The following is a 20,033-nucleotide window of genomic DNA, read 5'->3' on the forward strand; positions in this document are numbered from 1 at the left end:
CTGCATGGAGACACAACGATGTTCACAGAACGAACTTCCCCCCCTCGCTGGCATCGGCTATAACTTCGCCACCTGTTTTTAATCGAAGGTTTTTGCTGTGGTTAAAGCCCTCGTGACGGGCGGCGCCGGGTTCATCGGCAGCCACCTGGTCGACCGTTTACTGGCCGATGGCCATGATGTGCTGGTCATCGACAATCTGGCCTGCGGCTCGGACGGCAATCTGGCAGAAGCCCGCCAGAATCCGCGCTGCCAATTGCATGTGGCCGATATTGCCGACGGCAAGACAATTGCGCCGCTGTTCCAGGGCATCGACTGGGTTTTCCACCTGGCCGCCTTGGCCGATATCGTGCCCTCGATCCAGCGCCCAATCCCCTATCACAGCGCCAATGTCGATGGCACGATCAGCGTGCTCGAAGCCAGCCGGGCAGCGGGAGTTAAGCGCTTCGTCTACGCCGCCTCGTCCTCCTGCTACGGCATTCCCGATGTCTATCCGACGCCAGAAAATGCCGACAAGCGGCCGATGTACCCCTATGCGCTGACCAAATATGTCGGCGAGCAGTATGTGATGCACTGGGCACAGACCTATGGGCTGCCTGCGGTTTCGCTGCGCTTCTTCAATGTTTATGGTCCGCGAGCACGCACCAGCGGCACCTATGGCGCCGTCTTTGGCGTCTTCCTTGCCCAGAAACTCGCCAACAAACCCTTCACGGTGGTGGGTGACGGCAGCCAGACGCGCGACTTCACCTATGTCACAGATGTCGTTGCTGCCGTCGTGCAGGCTGCCGAATCAGATATCGCCGGCCTGTGCATGAATGTCGGCTCGGATAACACCTACAGCGTCAATCGCCTGGTGGAACTGCTCGGCGGCCCCATTACCTATATCCCCAAGCGTCCCGGCGAACCCGATTGCACCTTCGCCGACACACGCCTGATCAGCCAGAAGCTTGGTTGGAAACCCAAGGTTTCGTTTGAGGCCGGTGTCGCCACAATGATTGCGAATATCGATTACTGGCGCACGGCTCCGGTCTGGACTCCCGACAGTATCCATACCGCAACAGCCGACTGGTTCCAGTATCTCGGGGCAGCCCAGTGACCATTTCGCTTGCTATTCCCTCGTCGCCGCTCGCCAAGCTCAAGCCACTCGAAGAACTGGGCCGCATTGTCGCAGGCCTGCGCAGCAAGGGCGAAACCGTCGTCCTCGCGCATGGCACTTTCGACCTGCTGCATATCGGCCATCTGCGTCATCTGCGTCAGGCCAAGCGCAACGGCAGCATACTGGTGGTGACCATCACCGCCGACGCCTTCGTCAACAAGGGTCCCGGTCGTCCAGTCTTCTCCGAAAACATGCGCGCCGAAATGCTGGCCGCGCTGGAATTTGTTGATTTCGTCGGCATCGTGCACGATGCCACTGCCCTGCCGTCGATCCATGCCATCAAGCCCAGCGTCTATGTAAAGGGTCAGGATTACCAGGATGCCAAGGACGACATCACGGGCGGCATCATCACCGAGCGCCATGCCGTGGAAAACCATGGCGGCACCGTGGCGTTCACCGACGACATCACCTTCAGTTCATCCTCGCTGATCAATCGCCATCTGGCGGTCTTCGATCCGACCCTGGATGAATTCCTTGAAGCGCGCCGCAATCAGAAGTCACTCGAAAATTTCACCGCGTTGCTTGACCGCATCAAGGACTACAGAATCCTGATGATCGGTGATGCGATCATCGATGATTACAATTACGTCTCCGCAATGGGGAAATCGCCCAAAGAGCACATGATCGCGACTCTGTTTGGCGACCGTGAAGTATTTGCAGGTGGTGTCTTCGCCGCGGCCAATCATATTGCCGATTTCTGCAAAGAAGTGGAAATCATCACCACGATTGGCGAGAACTGCGAATATGAAGACCTGATTCGTCGCTCCCTAAAGGCAAATGTGAAGCTGCATGCCTATCGTCGACCCAATGCGCCGACAACACGCAAGGCTCGCTTCATTGACAAAAGCTACCTGCGCAAGCTGTTTGAAGTCTATTACATGGACGACACTCCGCTGGCAGCCGAACTTGAAGCGGGCATTGACCGGGCGATTGCCGACCGAGCTGCGGAATTTGATGCTGTTATCGTCACCGATTTTGGTCACGGCCTGTTGAGCACGTCGCTGATTGCAGCATTGCGGCAGCACAGCAAGTTTCTCGCCGTAAACGCCCAGTCGAACAGCGCAAACATGGGCTATAATCTGATTACAAAATATGCGAGTGCAGATTACATCTGCATCGACGCACCAGAGGCCAGACTGGCAGTTTCAGATCGCTATAGCGATATCGAAGCCATCGCCAGCGAGATATTGCCATCGCGCATAGACTGCCCGCGCGTGGTCGTCACTCATGGCAAGCATGGCTGCGTTGGGTATGAGCGCGGCAAGGGCGTAGTCCATGCACCTGCTTTCACCAAAACCGTGGTCGACACCGTCGGCGCTGGGGATGCCTTTTTTGCCGTGACAGCCCCATTGGCCGCAGCTGGCGGCGAGATGGACCAACTGACTTTTATCGGAAATGCGGCGGGCGCAATTAAGGTTGGCATCGTCGGGCATCGCCGTTCGGTGGAAAAAATCCCGTTGTTGAAATTTCTCACGACACTTCTGAAGTAAAGCGCCTCCCTGGCCGGGTTTGACGCTTATTCGAACAAAGAAGGCGATTATGACTGACAAGATCTGGAATGTGATGGTCACCGGCGGCGCCGGTTATGTAGGATCAGTGCTGGTTCCCAAGCTGCTGGCGGCCGGCCATCGCGTCACCGTGCTCGACCTCTACCTCTATGGCGACGATATCTTCGCGCCCCATCGCGGCAACCCGAACCTGACCGAGGTGAAGGGCGACCTGCGCGATCCTGCTGCCGTGGCACGGGCGCTCAAGGGCTGCAACGCCGTGATCCACCTCGCCTGCATCTCCAATGATCCTTCTTTTGAACTCAATCCGGAGCTCGGCAAGTCGATCAACTTCGATTGCTTCCGCCCGCTGGTAAAAGCCTCCAAGGCCGCCGGCGTCACCCGCTTCATCTACGCCTCGTCCTCCAGCGTCTATGGCGTGAAGAAGGAAGCCCAGGTCACCGAGGAGCTTTCGCTCGAGCCGCTGACCGATTACTCGAAATTCAAGGCGATGTGCGAGAAGGTGCTGGAAGAAGAGCGCGAGCCCGGCTTCACCACCCTGACGCTGCGTCCGGCTACGGTCTGCGGCTATGGCCCGCGCCAGCGCCTGGATGTGATCGTCAACATCCTGACCAACCACGCCATCAATGCCGGCCGTATCAAGGTATTCGGCGGCAGCCAGCTGCGCCCGAACCTGCATATCGAGGACATGACGGACCTGTATCTGCTGACGCTGCAGCTGCCAGCTGAACAGATCGACGGCGGCATTTATAATGCCGGCTACGAGAACCATTCGCTGATGGATATCGCCGATATCGTGCGCAGCGTCGTGGGCAAGGTGAATGTCGACGTGCTGCCGACCGACGATCTGCGCTCCTACCAAGTATCATCGACCAAGATCCAGCGCGAGCTTGGCTTCACGCCGAAACACACCATTGAGGACGCGGTCCAGGGCCTGAAGGCGGCCATTGAGACCGGCAAGCTGGTCGACCCGATGAACAACCCGATGTATTTCAACATCAAGCGTATGCAGCAGGTCCACCTGCAATGAACACCGCGCCCCAGATCAATCAGCCGCAACAAGCCGCCTTCTCGCACGACCTGTATCGCGCCATGCTGCGCATCCGCTTGATCGAGGAAGAGATCGCCGCACGTTATTCCGAACAGGAAATGCGCTGCCCGGTGCATCTTTCGATCGGCCAGGAAGCGACCGCAGTGGGCGCCTGTGCCGCTCTGCGCCGCAATGACCAGATCATCTCCAGCCATCGCAGTCATGGCCATTATCTGGCCAAGGGCGGTGATCTGAAGGCGATGCTGGCTGAAATCTATGGCCGTGTGGATGGCTGTTGCGGCGGTCGTGGCGGGTCGATGCATCTGTTCGATGATGCCGCCGGCATCATTGCCAGCATTCCGATCGTCGGCTCGTTCCTGCCGCTCGGCGTCGGTGCGGCAATGTCATATAGCTATACCAAGCAGGACCGCGTCTGCATCGCTTTTCTAGGCGATGGTGCATCCGAAGAAGGTGTGTTCCATGAGAGCGCAAATTTTGCCGCACTGAAGAAACTGCCCGTCATCTTCTTCCTCGAGAACAATCAGTATTCCTGCTACACCGGCCTCAGCGACCGCCAGCCGGACCGGCCGCTGACCGATCTGGCCCGCAGCTATGCCATGGCTTCGGAGCAGGTCGATGGCAATGACGTGATCGCGGTCTACGAGGCCACCAAACGCGCGGTCGACCGCGCGCGTGCCGGCCATGGCCCGACCCTGATCGTTGCCGACACCTATCGCTGGCGCGAGCATTGCGGACCGAATTACGACAACGACATCGGTTATCGCAGCATGGCCGAGTTCGAGTCCTGGCAGCAACGCTGCCCGGTAACCACGTTTGCCGCTCGCCTCAAGCGGGATGGCACCCTCAGCGACGCTGCCGAAAAGACGCTGACCGTCGAACTGACCGCCGAAATCGCCGAGGCTTTCGCCTTTGCCAAGGCTTCGCCCTTCCCGGACCCCAGCACTGTCACGGATCACGTCTATGCCTGAGCAACGCGTCATCACCGCAGCACAGGCCATCTGCGAGGCTACTGACATTGCCATGGCCGCTGATCCGTCCGTCATCGTCATGGGCGAAGGCGTGGCCGATCCCAAGGCGATCTTCGGCACCACGGCCAACCTGCTGGATAAATACGGCGCTGACCGCGTGGTGGAGCTGCCGCTGGCTGAAAACGGCTTTACTGGCATTGCCATCGGCGCCGCCATCAACGGCCTGCGCCCGATCATCGTGCATCAGCGCGTCGAATTCTGCCTGCTCGCCATGGAGCAGCTGGTCAACAACGCAGCGAAGATGCACTACGTTTCCAACGGTGCCCATCGCGTGCCGCTGGTCGTGCGCATGATCGTCGGCCGCGGCTGGGGCCAGGGCCCGGCGCATTCGCAGAGTCTCGAGGTACTGTTCGCCCATGTGCCCGGCCTGAAAGTGGTCATGCCGGCCTCGGCCCAGGATGCCAAGGGCATGCTGCTGGCCGCCATTACCGATGACAGCCCGGTGGTCTTCATCGAGCACCGCTGGATGCATTACGTGAAGGGCCATGTGCCAACCGGCAACACGCCGATCTCGCTCGATGGTCCGGCCAAGCTGCATAGCGGCGATGACGTCACGGTAGTCAGCAACTCCTACCTGACTCTCGAAACCATCCAGGCCGTCGAGGCCCTGTCGGCTGCCGGCGTGCAGGTCGATCATTTCGACCTGCGGGTAATCCGCCCCCTCAACGTCACGGCTATCGTTGAGTCGGTGCGCCGCACCGGTCGCCTGGTCACGGTCGATACCGGCTTCACCACCTATGGCGTCGGCGCCGAGATCGTATCGCGCGTGATGGAACAATGCTGCCTGCAGATGAAGGCAGCGCCGCGCCGCATCGGATTGCCTGAGCACCCCACGCCGAGTTCGCGTTCCCTGGCCGCCACCTTCTATGCCCGCTCGCCCGACATCGCGGCAACCATTGCCGAAACTGTCGGCCTGGATGCCGGCCGCGTCGCCGCGCTACGCGAGCAGCTCACCGCCGGCCGCGAAAGCGTGCCGCTCGATATTCCGCACCCCTCTTTCCAGGGTCCGTTCTGAAGGTTCGACGCATCATGAAGGTCCGTTACTCCTATCTTCCCCAGCAGTTCGCCGATACCGATGACCTCTGGGCCCAGCTCAAGGCCTTCGTGCCGACTGGCGATTTCACGCTGGGCAAGCCGCTGACCCAATTCGAGCAGAGCTTTGCCAAGCTGATCGGCACCAAGCATGCCATCGGCGTCGGCTCGGGTACCGATGCGATCAAGCTGGGCCTGAAGGCGCTGGGCGTCGGCCATGGCGACGAAGTCATCACCACGGCCAATACCTTCATCGCCACCGTGGGTGCGATCAACGAAATCGGCGCACGGCCGGTGTTTGTCGATTGCGACGACACCTTCTGCATGAATGTCGATCAGGTCGAGGCGGCGATCACACCGAAAACCAAGGCCATCGTCCCGGTGCATTTCACCGGCTACATGACCGATATGGTCAAGCTGATGCCGATTGCGCAGAAGCATGGCCTGCCGGTGGTCGAAGATGCCTGCCAGTCGATCCTCGGCGCCCAGAACGGCCGCAATGCCGGCACCTGGGGTAACACCGGCGCCTTCTCGCTGCATCCGCTGAAGAACCTGAATGTCTGGTCCGATGGCGGCGTGATCGTCACCGATGACGACAAGCTGGACCACCAGCTGCGCCTGCTGCGCAATCACGGCATGCGCAATCGCGACGAGATCGAGCTGCTGGGCTACAACTCGCGCCTGGATACGATCCAGGCCGTGGTGGGCAACTGGCTGATCCCGCAGACCCAGTCGATTGCCGACCGCCGCATTGCCAATGCCGCCTATTTCGACAGCCAGCTGGGCCAGATCAGGCAGATCCGCATCCCGCCCCGCCGGCCGGACATGCGCATCGTCTATCACCTCTACATCGTGTTCGCCGAGCAGCGCGACGAGCTGCTGAAATACTGCATCGACCGCGGCATCGAGGCGAAAGTGCATTATCCGGTTCCGCTGTATCAGCAGGATGGCCTCAAGTTCCTCGGCTACAAGGCCGGCCAGTTCCCGGTCACCGATGCGCATACCAGGAGCATCATCACCTTCCCCTGCGACCAGCATCTGAGCCGCGAAGAGCAGGATTACGTGATCGAAACCGTTCGCAGCTTCTACGGGCGTGGCTGAACCCATGCGTACCGTCCCCTATGTCAACCTGCCAGCCCAGTATGCCGAGGAAAAAGCCGTGCTGGCGCCCGTCATCGACGCGGCGCTGGCCAGCGGCCAGTGGATCGGCGGTCCGCTGGTGGAGCAGTTCGAGCAGGCCGCAGCCCGTTATATCGGCGTGCCGCATGTGGTCAGTGTCGCCTCGGGTACCGATGCCCTGATCCTGGCGCTGCGCGCGCTGGATATCGGTGCCGGCGATGAGGTGATCACCCCGCCGAATTCTTTCGTGGCTTCCACGGCCGCGATCTTCTTTGCCGGCGCCACGCCGGTCTTCGCCGATGTGCAGGCCGACCAGAATATCGATCCGGCCGCCATCGAGGCAGCGATCACGCCGCGCACCCGGGCTATCATGCCGGTGCACCTGACCGGCCGCGTTGCTGACATGGATGCGATCATGCGCATCGCCACCAAGCATAACCTCGCCGTGATCGAGGATGCCGCCCAGGCCATGGGATCGCGCTACAACAACCGCCATGCCGGCGCCATCGGCCATATCGGCGCGTTTTCGGCGCATCCGCTGAAGAACCTGAATGCCATGGGCGATGCCGGCTTCCTGGCCACGTCCGATGCCGCTGTCGCCGATCGCCTGCGCCGCCTGCGCAACAACGGCCTGATCGACCGCAACACCGTGGCCGAATGGGGCGTGGTGTCCCGGCTCGACAATGTGCAGGCCGGCATCCTGTCGCATCGCCTGACTCATCTCGATGCCGTGGTCGCCGCCCGTCGCGCCAACGCCCAAGCCTATCGTCAGCGGCTGAATGCCAGGACGATCTTCATGCCGCCCTGCCTGCCGGCGGAATTCAACTCCTTCCACACCTTCGTGATCCAGGTGGATCGCCGCGACGAGCTGCAGCGCCATCTCGGCGAACGCGGCATCGGCACGGCCATTCACTATCCGGTACCGATCCACCTGCAGCCGGCCGCGCGTGACCTGGGCCACAAGGCCGGCGATTTCCCGGCCACCGAGCGGCAGGCGCAGCGCATCCTGACCCTGCCGATCAACCAGTTCCTGACCGGCGACGACATCGATTACGTCGCCGAGACGGTGAACGGGTTCTGCGCATGACCGACCCCGCCCTCGATTACGTGAAGCTGGTCTCGCGCTACCAGACCGACCTGGTCGACAACCTGCGCGGTTTCGGCTTCCAGACCGACTATCTCGACCTGTGGGTCCCGGACGAGGATATCAGCCGCAGCCTGCTCAACTTGCTGGATGCCGCGGCCACCGCCGGACGCGAAACCCTGGCCGTCCGGCTGCCGGCCAGCCTGGCCGCAGAGCTGCGCCAGAGCGATTTCATGGCCCAGGCGGCCGAGCGCTGCACCTGCAGCCTGCGCGACGACAGTGAAGGTCTGGTGCTGGAATTTGACCAGGTCCGTCTGCCCGGTGATAGCGGGCCGGTGGCTGCCGGACTGGGCAGCCTGCAGACCTCGCAGGCTGACGCCCGCCCGGAAACCAGCGCCACGAAGACGCGCCTGCCCCTGCAGCAACCGGCACAGATCGGCCCACTCTATGCCGGTGCCATCGCCAGCCTAGCTGCTGCGGCAAAGCCGGCGCCGGACCTGCGGCCCGCCACCAACAACACCATCGTGACCGCTATCTGCGACGGGTTGCGCCTGGAGGCGACAATTTCCACCGACCACACGGTCCTGGCCATGCGTCACGACGGGGCACGCACTCCCGTTGCTGCAGGCCTGGCCGAAGCCATGTGTCAGATGCTGGTCGACCTGCCGATTCTGGAGATCGCCAATCACGGCGCCATCCGCCTGGAATACCGGCTGCGCGGCGACGCCGTGCCGCCCCCGGTGCCCGGCATCGGCATTCCCGAGGCCAGCGATCCGGCCTTTGCCGTAGTCAATCACCTGGCCCGCCAGTTACTGGCAGATTACCGGGATAAAACAGGCTATACTGCCTGGCGCAACCTGTTTGATGCCGTTCCGGGGCCGGTCTGGATGCAGGCAAGCGAACCGGAACGGCGCCAGATGCTGCAGAATGCCTTCTCAAAGGACGGCGTTTCGCCGCAGGAAGTCAGTATTATTGCCATTGAATACGACGTCAGGGTGGTCATATCACTCGACGGGGATCGTGCCCTGAATCCGGCCGATCATATGTTGGTGCTGGAACGCAGCATCAAACGGCATGTCGACAACCGCCTGGAGCTTTTCCTGGCAGAAGTTAAAGACCACAACAAGCTTCGCCGCCTCAGCGAATCAGGAGCATGACATCGTGACCGGCATGGTTGAGCATACGGACCTGATCCTCGACGGCACCAAGATCGCCTGGCACGCGGATCGCGTGCGCGCCTGGGAACGCGGCGAGCGCATCGCCCCGATCACCATCGATATGGCGCTGACACGCGCTTGCAACTTTGCCTGCGGCTACTGCTACGCCATGCTGCAGGAAAACGACCGCAAGGTGATCAATCAGAAGATCATCTACGACTTCCTTGAAGACTGCGCCGAGATCGGCGTGAAGGGCATCAGCCTGGTGTCCGATGGCGAAAGCACGATCTCGCCGGTCTTCGTCGACACCATCCGTCGCGGCTCCGAACTCGGCCTTTCCATGGCCGTCGGCACCAACGGCTTCGTGCTGACCCGCCCGAAGTTGGAACAGATTCTGCCGCACATGACCTATCTGCGCGTCAACATCTCGGCCGGCGAGCGCAAACGCTATGCCGAGATCATGGGCGTGAAAGAGAACTGGTTCGACCGTGTCTGCCAGAATATCCGCGACATGGTCGACATCAAGAAGCGCAACAACCTGCCGGTCACTATCGGCCTGCAGATGGTTCTGATGCCGGAATTCGAAGACCAGATCATGCCGCTGGCCGAGCTGGGCAAGGAACTGCGCCCGGACTACCTGGTCATCAAGCATTGTTCGGACAACGAGGATGGCGACCTGGGCGTCGACTACAACGGCTATGAGCGGCTGTACGATACCCTGCGCGCTGCCGAGGCCCTGTCGGATGACGAATATAAAGTCGTCGTCAAATGGTCGAAAATCGAGGCCAAAAACGAGCGCAGCTATCAGCGCTGCTATGGCGCCCCGTTCATGATCCAGATGTCGGGTTCCGGCCTGGTCGCCCCCTGCGGCATGCTGTTCAACGAGCGCTACAAGAAATTCCACATCGGCAATATCTGCGAGCAGCGCTTCAAGGATATCTGGGCCAGCGACCGCTACTGGGAAGTGATGAACTACCTGGCCTCACCGGAATTCAACGCCCAGAAGATGTGCGGCTCGCTCTGCCTGCAACACAAGGTCAACGAAGCCCTCGATGCCCATCGCAAGGGCATGGTCGAACTGGATCGGCCCATAGGGCTGGAGCCGCAGCACCTCAATTTCATCTGACCGGCCAACGTGACCCGCGTCCATATCCTGTCGGATGATTTCGCGTCTCCGAATGGACTGGCGTTCCTGTATCCGGTTGTTCTGCATCGCCGGTTGCTGCGCGATGCCGGCCTGACCGTCAGGCTGTTTGCCGCAGCCGATGAAGCGCTGACAGATTGCGACGTCCTGATCGTCGACAGCAAGGCCTTCCGCGACCAGTGGGCCGACAGCCAGACCCGCCAAACTGCGCTCAGTCGCATTGCCGTCTGGGCCGGCAAGACCGCCGTGCTGTTCTTCGACACCACCGACAGCACAGGCTGGGTCAATGCCGCCGTGTTGCCGCTCGTACAGGGTTACTACAAGAACCAGGCGCTGCGCGATCGCAGCCTGTACGCCACGCCTCTATATGGCGGCCGACTGCACACTGACTACACTCATCGTGTCCAGGGAATAGCCGACGAACAGCCTTCACCGCCCTGGCCAACAGTCGCGCCGACCGATGCCACAAAGATTCGGATTGGCTGGAATTCCAGCTTGGCCGATTATTCCTTCATGGGATTGTATCGCGCTCACCTCTTCCGGCGACTGCACTGGTCGGCATTACTGTCGCCAACACAGCGCTACAGCTCACCATCCGCACGCCGATCCCTGGCAGTATCCTGCCGTATGAGTACGGCATATTCCCGTGCAACAGTGTCGTGGCAGCGGCAGCAGGTCAAACAACTGCTGGGCGACCGGGTGGCTACAAACCGATTGTCGCGGCATGGCTATTTCAAGGAACTGGAACGAAGCCGCATTGTGATTTCTCCCTTCGGATTCGGCGAAATCAATTATCGAGATTATGAAAGCTTCATCTCGGGCGCACTCCTGCTCAAGCCGGACATGAGCCACATGGAGACCTGGCCCGACATCTTCCGTGTCGGAGAAACCATCCTGACCCATCGCTGGGATTGCAGCGACCTGCTTGAACAGCTGGAAGAAGCTTTGGTCGATTACGACCAAGTGGTCGAAATTGCGCATCAGGGACAGGCCGTTTACCGCCATTTCGTCTCCAGCCGGGCGGGACATGAGGCTTTCGCCAGCCGATTCCACGCGATCGTAACAAGAGCCTTGTAGATGCCGGCAACCGAAATGTTTTGGTCTGCCGGCCTTGCCTTCCTGCTGTCCGCCGCTGGCGTCTACCTGGGTATCCGCATCGCGCCGCTGAGTGGTGCAATGGCTGAGGTGCGGCCTGACCGCTGGCATACCGCCGGCATGATCCCGAAGTTGGCCGGACCCGGCTTGGCAGCGGGCCTGGCACTGGCCTTACCCTTCGAACAGTGGCTGGTTGCTGCAGCGGCCTGCGCTATCGGCGTCTATGACGATCACCGGCGCCTAAGTCCAATCGCCAAAGCTCTGTTGCTGCTGGTGCCGGCAGGCGCTGCCATGCTGGTCACCGGACTGTGGTGGATTGGTCCGGCTATCTGGATCGCCGCGAACGCGCTCAACCTGCTGGACCATGCTGACGGAATCGCCGCGGCGGCGGCGTTGGCAGCCTGCCTGTTCGGCGGTAATCCGGATGGCATGGTTGCCGCCGCCGCGATTGCCGGCTTCCTGGTATTCAACCTGACGCCCGCCCGAAGCTTCATGGGCGATGGCGGCAGCCTGCTCCTCGGTACCGGCCTGGTAATGCTGGCCGCCCGTCAAGGGCCGCTGGCGAGCACCGCCTGGCTGGCCCTGCCGCTGGCCGATTCGCTGCTGGTGGTCATCAGCCGCCTGCGGCGCGGGCAAAAACCCTGGATTGGCGGCACCGATCATAGTGGTCACCGTCTGCTGCGCGCCGGCGTTTCCCCGCATCTGCTGCCCTGGCTCTATTTCGGAGCGGCGGCGATCATTGTCGCCTTCGCCGCAGGAATTTAGCCACGACGATGCACCAGCCAGCGCCGCACGGCTTGAGGCAGATCGGTAGGCAGATAACGCAAAGCGACCAACGCAAAGCGTAGCCACAGCAAAACCGAAATGCCGGATAGCGTCCAGCGCGGATAGGATTTCTGAAAGTGCTTGACGAAGTAATAGCTGGTGCTGCGCGTCTTGTGCCATTCGATAAAAGTCCGAGACACATCACTGGTGCTCAGATAATGCGTGATCGGCACATGGCCGGCATACCAGACTTGGCCACCCTGTTGCCGCACACGGATACATAAGTCGGCATCATCAAAATGCAGGAACAGATTGTCGTCCATGCCGCCCAGCCGCTCGTAATGGGCGCGGGATATCATCATGAATGCGCCACTGACGGTGGGAACTTCGACAGGCTCGCTGACCGGTTCATCCTCATGGCTATGCAGTCGGGTGAAATACGGATGATGGGGGAAGACTCGATCCAGCCGCGTCAACTCCACAAAAGCGCGCCAGGGTGACAATATCTCACGCCGACCGCCGCGCTGCTCGCGCCCATCGGGATGCTGCAGGCGCCCACCAATCAGCCAAGCTTGTGGATGATCTTCAAAGACATCCAGAACTGCGCCAAAAGTGCCCGGATCAAGCACACAGTCCGGATTAATGAAGGCAAGGCGGTCAGCAGTCGCAATCGAAGCGCCACGGTTGCACCCCGCAGCAAAGCCGATATTCCGGCCACTCTCGATCAGGTGAATGCGCGGCTGCTGAATAGCCAACTCGCGCAGACGCCTCATTGTTTCCATATCAGAACCATTCACCACCAGGACAAGCTCAATCAATTCCGGCTGAGCCAGCACGCTGTTTATGCACAGCCACAAAACCGGGCCGGTGTAATAAATCACGATAATCGCCGAGAGACGGCGATCGGGTGCTGTGATGCTTGGCGCAGGATTGAGAGTAGTCATGCAGGTGAATAACCGATAAGCGCTAAAAAGTCGATTTCCGTTCAACCCGCCGGAATACGAATCTTGGCCTTGAAATCTTCATCGAGCGGGATATAGCGCCCAACGCCACGATCCAGCGCCCGTCGCAACAACACCAGGCCTTGCTGGCGCAATTGCGGATCCGACTGCAGCACGAAAACTCCACCCTCGTAATAGAGCCCGACCGGATCATCCGGATCCCGCACTCGCAAGCGACGGGCCCATATCAGCACTTCACTATAGTCCCCGAGTGTGAGCCGCCAGGACAGATAGCCGATCGGCAGATCGCTACGTCCCGGTGCCAGCACCATGGCCCGATCCAGCCACTGCGGCCACCGCGGCAGCAATTCTGCCAGTGGATCGCGCAGAACTGACAGGTTCTGGTTCAAGGCCAGATCAACCAGCAGATTACTACCAACGATTGGTAATGCCGGATTCCGGGTTTCCGACATCCTGTCATCAAGCGCCGCAACCATCCATTTCAGACGGTGGGCCTCGGCTTCCACCACCAGCGGATTGGCATTCGCGCGATCTTTCATATCCTGCATTGTATCGGAAACAATCGCCGCCAGAATGCGATCATCGCCACGGAGATCAACCAAGGACGGTGGTGATGCATGTGGCGTTTTGAGCCATGCGATCACCTGGTCGGCACTCCTGGCCTGTTGCAGCAGCATGGCTGCCGTGGCGAACAGCGCGATGGCAGCGGCGATCGCCAGCCCTCCCGCAAGATATCGCGTCCGCCCGGCGGCGAATGACCTTGCCGTCGCTTCCGTATGACACAGGGCCGCAACAGCCAGAGCGAAGACCGGCAGTGCAAAGGCCAATTCGAACCAGACTCCCAGAGCAAGGAGCCATGCACCCGCAAAGGCAATAGCATAAGGCCGCTTGGCTGATGGCGCGAGCCATACCGGAATGGCGGGAATGGCAATAGCGAGTATGGCGCCCGGCAGGCCCGCTGCCAGCACAGCCTCCGTCAGAAGATTGTGACTGTGAAAATAATCACGTTCCAGAAAATCCCACTGGGCACGATCCCAGAGCGGCGCTTGCGCGATATCGAGATGCGTGGCGAAGGCGTCAGATGTGCGCCCCCAGCCCAAACCAATCCACCAGACATCCCATTGCTCGCGCAGGCGCGCCAGAACGATTTGGGACACCAGAACCCGGGCACGCATGGACGGTCCAAGGTGGGCCGCCAGGCCCGACGCGATCACGATGAATGGGAGTAGTGCTGCCGCGGCGACCACCGCCAGACCAAAGGAGCGGGACTGCAGCCACGACATCCTTCCAGCGTAGCGCCAGGACAAAGTGCAGAACGCGGCCGAGAGCAGCGCGATCAGGGCAAAGGTCTTGCTGTCCGCCGCGATCAGTAACGCGAGCGTGGCACCGAGAATGGCGGTAACGCGCAATGGCCAGCCCGGCCCGCCTGGATGAGCCAGCAGCATGGCAGGCAAGGCCAATGCCGGCCATGCGTAATAGGCCGTGACGAATATCAGCAGCGGATTGTCGCTCAACCTCCCCCAGATCGCGATCAGAGCCACAGCCCAGCCTGTAGCGGCCGCCAGATCGGTCAGGAAGCGCCATGTCGGCGCCGACCGGACTACTAGGCCGGCGATAATCAGCCACAGAGCAAGATCGAGATACCAGATGCCTCCCTGTCCTGACTGCGGTGCACCAAGAAGCCCGCTGGCCAGATTGCCCTGCCACCAGCCCCCCGCCAGCGACCACAGCGCCAGTACCGCTGCCGGCCAGACCGGACGCAGACTGTCTATGCCGAGTCGCCCCGCTATGGCCAGCACCGCCAGGGCGAGGGCAGCCAGCGCTGCAGTGGCATGGGCAGCGATGACAACCGGTTCGGCGCGCGACCACTGCCCGATTTCAAAAACCGGCAGGGAAGCCAAGGGCAGCAGTAGCGCCGGCACTACGGCAAAAGCCGACAACCTCTGCAGCAGGAATTCCTTGTTCATCACTGTAACGAATTGGGGTGAGCAGCCGGCATCATACGGGCAAGTTCTGGCCAGAGATCTGCCCAACAGCAGGTATGATCGGCACGTGGAACAATGGTGAGGGTCGAGGTGCTCAGGCGGGCGCGCCGCAGATAGGATTGGGCAACCAGCAGCGGCACTGTCTTATCGCGCTCCCCAACAAAATGGCGCTGCGCGATGCCGCGCAGCAACTCAGCATCGTCGGCCGGGTTGAGCGAGTATCGCAAGGGACTATCACCAAAATGACTGGTCCAGGCCTGATGATCGAGCACGCCGGCAACGGTTACCAAGCCACTGACATCTTTGCGCCGTGCGGCGACTAGCGCCGCCATAGCACCGCCGCCGGAATAGCCATAGAGCATCACGGATCTAAAAGCATGCATTGCCACGATCTGATCGATAGCCCGGTTCAACGCAGCCACCGCCTCAGGGGCGAATCGGCCTGTCGTCCAATACAGTGGCTCGCAACCCCGGCGTCGCGGACCCTCGGCATATTGGCAGGGTCTGGCCAAGTACAAGACATTTGGTGCGGGATGTCGCACCGCCATTTCGAGCGCCGTCGGCCGCTCTGGCGTTGGATCGGAGGAAATCTCCGTGCGACTGATATAGGAGAGGCCGTCACCCTCGATAAAAACCGCCAATACCGCGTCGGCCGGCTTGGTGATCCGGGCATACCCCGCCAGATCAAAGCGCTCCGTTCGAAAAACCTGCTTCTCCCAGCCGGCGGCAATCTTGTCAGCGTAGGCACTGCGGCTGATGAATGGATTGAGATCCGGCGCGCAGCTGCCAAGCACCAGCAGCAGCGCGGGTACAAAAAGAAAGAGGGCCAAACCTTGCGGTTTGGCCCTCTCGTTACGCGAAGTCTTTGGGTGCAAGCGCGGACTTAGAACCGCAGGCGCAGGCGACCCAGAACCGACCAGACGTCAAGGTCGTCACGGCCCAGCGAGTTGTAGCTCGTCTCGACGGTGCCGCTCAGCGGGCCGGCCGAGAAGAAGTCCACACCGATGCCGACCTGGGCACCGAAGTCTTCATCATTGGTGAAAGTGCCGTTACCGATCGCGAGAGAATCCGGATGTTCGAAGTCCCATTCACCGATCAGCTTGAGGTACGGCATCATCGTACCCATGGCGTAACCGACGCGACCACCGGCATAGGCACGGCCCAGCGTGATCGTGTTGCCGGCAACCTGGTTGGCGTTCGTTTCGCGATAGCCGTCCTGGTCTTCTTCCATGTACAGAACGCCGACCTTCGGCAGCAGGCGGATATTGCCGGCCGAGTAGGTACCGTTCAGCGAGCCATTGGCAAACCAACGGGTCGCGTCGAAGCTGCCACGCACCGTGTTGGCGCTGCGCGAACTGTCATAGCTCAGCCAGCTGTAGCCAGCGGTCAGATCGGCAGTCCACTGGTCGGTCAGCTTGAAACCGATATACGGCGCAATACCCATACCGTCGTTCTCAAGACTGCCGGCGCCGCTGCCGAAGGTCGTGGTGCTGATATCGATGGTCTCATAGGTACCCGAGATACCGATGACCAGGCGATCGCTGAGCTTGTAGTCGAAACCGGCGAGCAGATTGACGATGCTGCCATCGAAGGCGGCTCCGGTCTGGCCGTTATCAACATTGGTATAAGCGCCCTGAACCCAGACGCCGAACGGCTTATCAACCGCGCCCGCATTGCGGCCAGTGTCACGCGAATTCAGGTAGCTGGTAACATTCGCTGCACCGCCACCGCCACCGCCGATCGCGTTGCTGATGGCGCCGCCAATGATGGTCGCGGCCTGGGCTGAAGCCTGTGTCGCGGTCTGAGCCGTGACATTCTGGTTCGGGGTCGAAGACACCGAAGAGGCCATGGCAGAACCGGAAACGAACATCCCGATACCAACCAAGCCAAGTGCAACCTTACGCAGCATGCAGAGCTCCTACCGATTATTAGTTATGCCCCCCAGGGAACCCTGGCGGTAAATTTCAGTGTTAGTTCTCGAAGACGCGCCCCTTTTTGTCAACGGGTTTCGCGGCTTCGGCTAAAACTCACAGACGGTCGTGGAGCGTTGTTGCATGGAAGCCACACTCTGGTTTGGCCCGTTGACTTCGCGCTGCAGCATAATAACAATTATTATGTGTTGTATCCCTCGCTGCAACTATTAATCGTTGACCCGGCGCCAATCGCCACCTACACCCGGCGCGCCAATGGCTGGACTGGATTCCATGCAAGACCCTGCCCTGCCCGGGATGATGCGCTTTGCGCTCTACGCCGGCCTTACCGATGTTCAGTCGAGCTTCCGCCGGACCATCCTTGGCCCTCTGTGGTCGACGATCGGCCTGGCGACCCTTACTGCCAGTCTCGGGTTATTCTTCGGGACCGTGCTGAAACAGCAACTCCCTGAATATGAAGCCTATATTCCGTTTCTGGCCACCGGCCTAATCGCCTGGACCTTTCTGGCCAACTGTATCCATCAGAGCTGCAGCCTGATCTGGCAGTTCCTCAATACGCTACGTCACAATCGCATGCCCCTGCTGGTGCCGGTTCTGCGGGTCATGGTGCGTAACATCATCTCCCTGGGTGTGAATGTCGCCGTCACCATCATTGCAATCAGGCTGTTCCTTGAAGCCGCGCCGCCGGCATTAGGGCCACTGCTCGGAGGCTTGGTTCTCTTTGTTATCAACGTCTTGTGGATGAGCTATCTGGCCGCCCTGCTCTGCGCCCGCTTCCGCGACCTGCCACAGCTGATCGCCTGGGGTATCCACCTGGCCTTCTTCCTGAGCCCGATTCTGTGGCTTGAGTACAATCTGGGCCGGTTCGCGTATCTGGTGCAGTTCAACCCGTTTTCCTGGTTGATCGCCCTGATCCGTCAGCCGCTGCTCGGCCTGCCCACCAGCCCTGAAACCTGGATGCTCACCACCGTCCTGGCCGGTCTGGGTATCCTGCTTTGTGTAGCTCTTGGCCGCTATGCGGCCAACCGCCTTGCTTACTGGCTCTAAGCGATGGCTATGATCGATCTGCAACAGGTTGGGGTCGATTTTCCACTGTTCTTCGCGGGGGATCGCTCCCTGAAGCGGAACCTTGTTGGCGCTGTCGCAGGGCATACTTCGGCGCAACGAACAACCGTGCGTGCCCTCCACAATATTTCCCTCTCAGTTCAGCCCAGCGCACGCACCGCTCTACTGGGTGGAAATGCTGCCGGCAAGACCACCCTGCTCAGGGTCATGGGCGGCCTGCTCGCGCCATCTGAGGGCCGAACTGGCATCAAAGGACGAATTGTCAGCCTGCTGGGTACTGGCATCGGGGTCGATCCTGCATTTACGGCACGACAGACCATCATCGGCCAGGGCCTGCTGTTCGGATTTACTCCCATGGAATGCCGCAGACGCCTCACATATGCGGCAGACTTTGGCGAATTGGGCGATTTCCTAGACAGGCCGCTCGCCACATTGGCGCAGGGCCTTCAGGTTCGAGTTGCGCTCGGTATTGCCGTTGCCTTCGAGGCGGATATTCTGCTGATCGACGAAATGCTGGAACACCTGACGCCATCGTTCATCGAACGAGTCATCGCGTTTATCGATACTGGTATGCCCCCAGGCTCGATCCTGGTGTTGGCCGAGCGATCAAAATCACTGCTGGAGCGCGTCTGCACGCAGGCTTTGGTGCTGAATCAGGGGCGCCTTATAGATCAGGGACCTATGGCCACCATTACAGCGCGCTACGATACCCACCTTAACCGTTGACGGGTAATTGCTGGCATAGCGCTTTGGTGGTAATTTTCCGCCAGTATTTACAATGGAATAGCTCGCGTGTCGCAGATTTCCCTACCACCGCTTCTGGAGCCCGGGCGCACCGTTCTGATATCGGGTGGCGCGGGTTTCATTGGATCGCATCTTACCGAAGCGCTTCTGGCTCGGGGCATTAAGGTCATCGTCGTCGATGACCTGTCGAGCGGCCGGGTCACCAATCTGCCGATCGGCCATCACCTGCTGCGTTTCATGGAAGCACGCCTCGGCTCGCCGTCCGGAGACGCAGTCTTTGCTGCAGCACTGGCCGAAGCCGATCTGCTGTACCACCTTGCCAGCCCGATCGGGGTACTGCAGGCACATGCTGAACGGTACAGTATGGTGCACGATATGCTCGCGACCGGTCTTAGCGTCAGCGATCATTGCCGCCGTCTGCGCAAACCGCTGGTTGCGATCTCAAGTTCCGAAATATATGGCCCCGGCGAGGATCGACCACTCCGTGAAGACGATCCCTGCGGCTTCGATCTGGCATCGCGCTGGGGATACGCCACCGGGAAATTCGCGCTTGAGCAACTGGTCGCGGGTCTTGTGGCCGAACACGGTATACCCGGCTGGATCGTAAGGCCATTCAATATCGGCGGCCCGCGGCAACGTCCGGAAACCGGGCTTTGCATCGCCGCCTTTGCCGCCCGGATTCGTCAGAACAAACCGCTGGTGATCCACGGTGATGGGCGGCAGCGACGAGCCTTCCTGCATGTTGCTGATGCGGTGAAAGCCTTGCTGTTGATCCCTCAGGCGGCTGACCTGATTGGCCGCCCGGTCAATCTTGGCAGCGACCAGGCCGTCGCGATCCGCGATCTGGCCGAGCGCATGATCCAGTTGCTGAATCACCCCAAGGGCTGCGAATTTCACCCTTACGAAGAGATTTTTGGCAACGGCTTTGCACCGGCAGGAACCCGCGTACCTGACATCAGCCGCCTGCGCAACGCGACAGGCTGGCAGGCCGAAAAGCCACTCGACGACATTCTGCGTGACTGTTTCGACCATCTCGCCGTGCCCGTTCCATGAACGACCCCCTCGACCAGCTCGAAGCGCAGAGCATCTACATCCTTCGCGAGGCCTATAGCCGGATCAAGCCGCTGGCGATGCTGTGGTCGCTGGGCAAAGACTCCAATGTGATGATCTGGCTGGCCAAGAAGGCCTTCCTCGGCCGCGTGCCGTTCCC

18 protein-coding genes and 1 pseudogene are annotated in these 20,033 nt (G+C 60.6%); 15 read left to right on the top strand and 4 right to left on the bottom strand.

What is annotated here, in order from left to right; translation table 11 throughout:
• Positions 1-97: 97 nt before the first annotated feature.
• Genes AAG799_RS03775 through AAG799_RS03825 form a run of 11 tightly spaced genes read left to right on the top strand, consistent with a single transcriptional unit; the run spans position 98 to position 12,136 of the window.
• Positions 98-1,093, top strand: a complete 996-nt coding sequence (locus tag AAG799_RS03775) for an SDR family oxidoreductase (protein ID WP_341894466.1) — start codon at positions 98-100, stop codon at positions 1,091-1,093.
• Positions 1,090-2,643 carry a PfkB family carbohydrate kinase gene (locus tag AAG799_RS03780; RefSeq protein ID WP_341894467.1) on the top strand — a complete coding sequence of 518 codons (1,554 nt, stop codon included), beginning with the start codon at positions 1,090-1,092 and terminating at the stop codon, positions 2,641-2,643. Before AAG799_RS03775 ends, AAG799_RS03780 begins: the two co-directional genes overlap by 4 nt.
• Before the next feature lie 49 nt (positions 2,644-2,692).
• Entirely contained in the window at positions 2,693-3,691 is a 999-nt protein-coding gene (locus AAG799_RS03785) for an SDR family oxidoreductase (protein WP_341894468.1), read from the top strand.
• Entirely contained in the window at positions 3,688-4,680 is a 993-nt protein-coding gene (locus tag AAG799_RS03790; RefSeq protein ID WP_341894469.1) for a thiamine pyrophosphate-dependent dehydrogenase E1 component subunit alpha, read from the top strand. Before AAG799_RS03785 ends, AAG799_RS03790 begins: the two co-directional genes overlap by 4 nt.
• Complete coding sequence (locus AAG799_RS03795) at positions 4,673-5,755, top strand: transketolase C-terminal domain-containing protein (protein ID WP_341894470.1); 1,083 nt, start codon at positions 4,673-4,675, stop codon at positions 5,753-5,755. Before AAG799_RS03790 ends, AAG799_RS03795 begins: the two co-directional genes overlap by 8 nt.
• Before the next feature lie 14 nt (positions 5,756-5,769).
• The gene (locus tag AAG799_RS03800; protein WP_341894471.1) at positions 5,770-6,873 is read left to right on the top strand and encodes a DegT/DnrJ/EryC1/StrS family aminotransferase; all 1,104 of its coding nucleotides are present in this window, start codon (positions 5,770-5,772) and stop codon (positions 6,871-6,873) included.
• Between the two features lie 4 nt (positions 6,874-6,877).
• Complete coding sequence (locus AAG799_RS03805; RefSeq protein WP_341894472.1) at positions 6,878-7,978, top strand: DegT/DnrJ/EryC1/StrS family aminotransferase; 1,101 nt, start codon at positions 6,878-6,880, stop codon at positions 7,976-7,978.
• Positions 7,975-9,132: a hypothetical protein gene (locus AAG799_RS03810; RefSeq protein WP_341894473.1), complete on the top strand. Its 1,158-nt coding sequence runs from the start codon at positions 7,975-7,977 to the stop codon at positions 9,130-9,132. The genes AAG799_RS03805 and AAG799_RS03810 overlap by 4 nt, the downstream gene beginning before the upstream one ends.
• A gap of 13 nt (positions 9,133-9,145) precedes the next feature.
• Positions 9,146-10,258 carry a radical SAM protein gene (locus tag AAG799_RS03815; RefSeq protein ID WP_341894483.1) on the top strand — a complete coding sequence of 371 codons (1,113 nt, stop codon included), beginning with the start codon at positions 9,146-9,148 and terminating at the stop codon, positions 10,256-10,258.
• A 9-nt stretch (positions 10,259-10,267) separates the two neighbouring features.
• Positions 10,268-11,353, top strand: a complete 1,086-nt coding sequence (locus AAG799_RS03820; protein ID WP_341894474.1) for a hypothetical protein — start codon at positions 10,268-10,270, stop codon at positions 11,351-11,353.
• 15 nt (positions 11,354-11,368) lie between these two features.
• Positions 11,369-12,136, top strand: coding sequence for an undecaprenyl/decaprenyl-phosphate alpha-N-acetylglucosaminyl 1-phosphate transferase (locus AAG799_RS03825; RefSeq protein WP_341894475.1), 768 nt, complete (start codon positions 11,369-11,371; stop codon positions 12,134-12,136).
• Here AAG799_RS03825 and AAG799_RS03830 read toward each other — a convergent pair.
• Genes AAG799_RS03830 through AAG799_RS03845 form a run of 4 tightly spaced genes read right to left on the bottom strand, consistent with a single transcriptional unit; the run spans position 12,133 to position 16,992 of the window.
• Positions 12,133-13,080: a glycosyltransferase family 2 protein gene (locus AAG799_RS03830; RefSeq protein ID WP_341894476.1), complete on the bottom strand. Its 948-nt coding sequence runs from the start codon at positions 13,078-13,080 to the stop codon at positions 12,133-12,135. The genes AAG799_RS03825 and AAG799_RS03830 overlap by 4 nt on opposite strands.
• 41 nt (positions 13,081-13,121) lie before the next feature.
• Positions 13,122-15,065, bottom strand: coding sequence for a hypothetical protein (locus AAG799_RS03835; protein ID WP_341894477.1), 1,944 nt, complete (start codon positions 15,063-15,065; stop codon positions 13,122-13,124).
• The gene (locus AAG799_RS03840) at positions 15,065-15,913 is read right to left on the bottom strand and encodes an alpha/beta hydrolase (RefSeq protein WP_341894478.1); all 849 of its coding nucleotides are present in this window, start codon (positions 15,911-15,913) and stop codon (positions 15,065-15,067) included. Before AAG799_RS03840 ends, AAG799_RS03835 begins: the two co-directional genes overlap by 1 nt.
• 53 nt (positions 15,914-15,966) lie before the next feature.
• Positions 15,967-16,992: an autotransporter outer membrane beta-barrel domain-containing protein gene (locus tag AAG799_RS03845; protein ID WP_341894479.1), complete on the bottom strand. Its 1,026-nt coding sequence runs from the start codon at positions 16,990-16,992 to the stop codon at positions 15,967-15,969.
• A 295-nt stretch (positions 16,993-17,287) separates the two neighbouring features.
• Here AAG799_RS03845 and AAG799_RS03850 point away from each other — a divergent pair, with 295 nt between their 5' ends.
• The 4 genes and pseudogenes from AAG799_RS03850 to AAG799_RS03865 all read left to right on the top strand — a co-directional run.
• Positions 17,288-18,061, top strand: a complete 774-nt coding sequence (locus AAG799_RS03850; protein ID WP_341894480.1) for a hypothetical protein — start codon at positions 17,288-17,290, stop codon at positions 18,059-18,061.
• 9 nt (positions 18,062-18,070) lie between these two features.
• On the top strand, positions 18,071-18,805 hold the full coding sequence (locus AAG799_RS03855) for an ATP-binding cassette domain-containing protein (protein WP_341894481.1): 735 nt from the start codon (positions 18,071-18,073) through the stop codon (positions 18,803-18,805).
• A 66-nt stretch (positions 18,806-18,871) separates the two neighbouring features.
• Positions 18,872-19,876: an NAD-dependent epimerase/dehydratase family protein gene (locus tag AAG799_RS03860; protein ID WP_341894482.1), complete on the top strand. Its 1,005-nt coding sequence runs from the start codon at positions 18,872-18,874 to the stop codon at positions 19,874-19,876.
• A pseudogene (locus tag AAG799_RS03865) lies at positions 19,873-20,033 on the top strand (sulfate adenylyltransferase); the annotation flags it as partial. The gene AAG799_RS03860 and the pseudogene AAG799_RS03865, both read left to right, overlap by 4 nt.

Origin of the sequence: Ferrovibrio terrae (assembly GCF_943371255.1) — a bacterium.
Classification (GTDB): domain Bacteria; phylum Pseudomonadota; class Alphaproteobacteria; order Ferrovibrionales; family Ferrovibrionaceae; genus Ferrovibrio; species Ferrovibrio terrae_B.

Bases quoted from the DNA above. Each gene is read 5' to 3' on its own strand.
- AAG799_RS03785 (WP_341894468.1), top strand. From the start codon at position 2,693: ATGACTGACAAGATCTGGAATGTGATGGTCACCGGCGGCGCCGGTTAT.
- AAG799_RS03790 (WP_341894469.1), top strand. From the start codon at position 3,688: ATGAACACCGCGCCCCAGATCAATCAGCCGCAACAAGCCGCCTTCTCG.
- AAG799_RS03795 (WP_341894470.1), top strand. From the start codon at position 4,673: ATGCCTGAGCAACGCGTCATCACCGCAGCACAGGCCATCTGCGAGGCT.
- AAG799_RS03800 (WP_341894471.1), top strand. From the start codon at position 5,770: ATGAAGGTCCGTTACTCCTATCTTCCCCAGCAGTTCGCCGATACCGAT.
- AAG799_RS03805 (WP_341894472.1), top strand. From the start codon at position 6,878: ATGCGTACCGTCCCCTATGTCAACCTGCCAGCCCAGTATGCCGAGGAA.
- AAG799_RS03810 (WP_341894473.1), top strand. From the start codon at position 7,975: ATGACCGACCCCGCCCTCGATTACGTGAAGCTGGTCTCGCGCTACCAG.
- AAG799_RS03815 (WP_341894483.1), top strand. From the start codon at position 9,146: ATGGTTGAGCATACGGACCTGATCCTCGACGGCACCAAGATCGCCTGG.
- AAG799_RS03825 (WP_341894475.1), top strand. From the start codon at position 11,369: ATGTTTTGGTCTGCCGGCCTTGCCTTCCTGCTGTCCGCCGCTGGCGTC.
- AAG799_RS03830 (WP_341894476.1), bottom strand. From the start codon at position 13,080: ATGACTACTCTCAATCCTGCGCCAAGCATCACAGCACCCGATCGCCGT.
- AAG799_RS03835 (WP_341894477.1), bottom strand. From the start codon at position 15,065: ATGAACAAGGAATTCCTGCTGCAGAGGTTGTCGGCTTTTGCCGTAGTG.
- AAG799_RS03845 (WP_341894479.1), bottom strand. From the start codon at position 16,992: ATGCTGCGTAAGGTTGCACTTGGCTTGGTTGGTATCGGGATGTTCGTT.
- AAG799_RS03850 (WP_341894480.1), top strand. From the start codon at position 17,288: ATGCAAGACCCTGCCCTGCCCGGGATGATGCGCTTTGCGCTCTACGCC.
- AAG799_RS03855 (WP_341894481.1), top strand. From the start codon at position 18,071: ATGATCGATCTGCAACAGGTTGGGGTCGATTTTCCACTGTTCTTCGCG.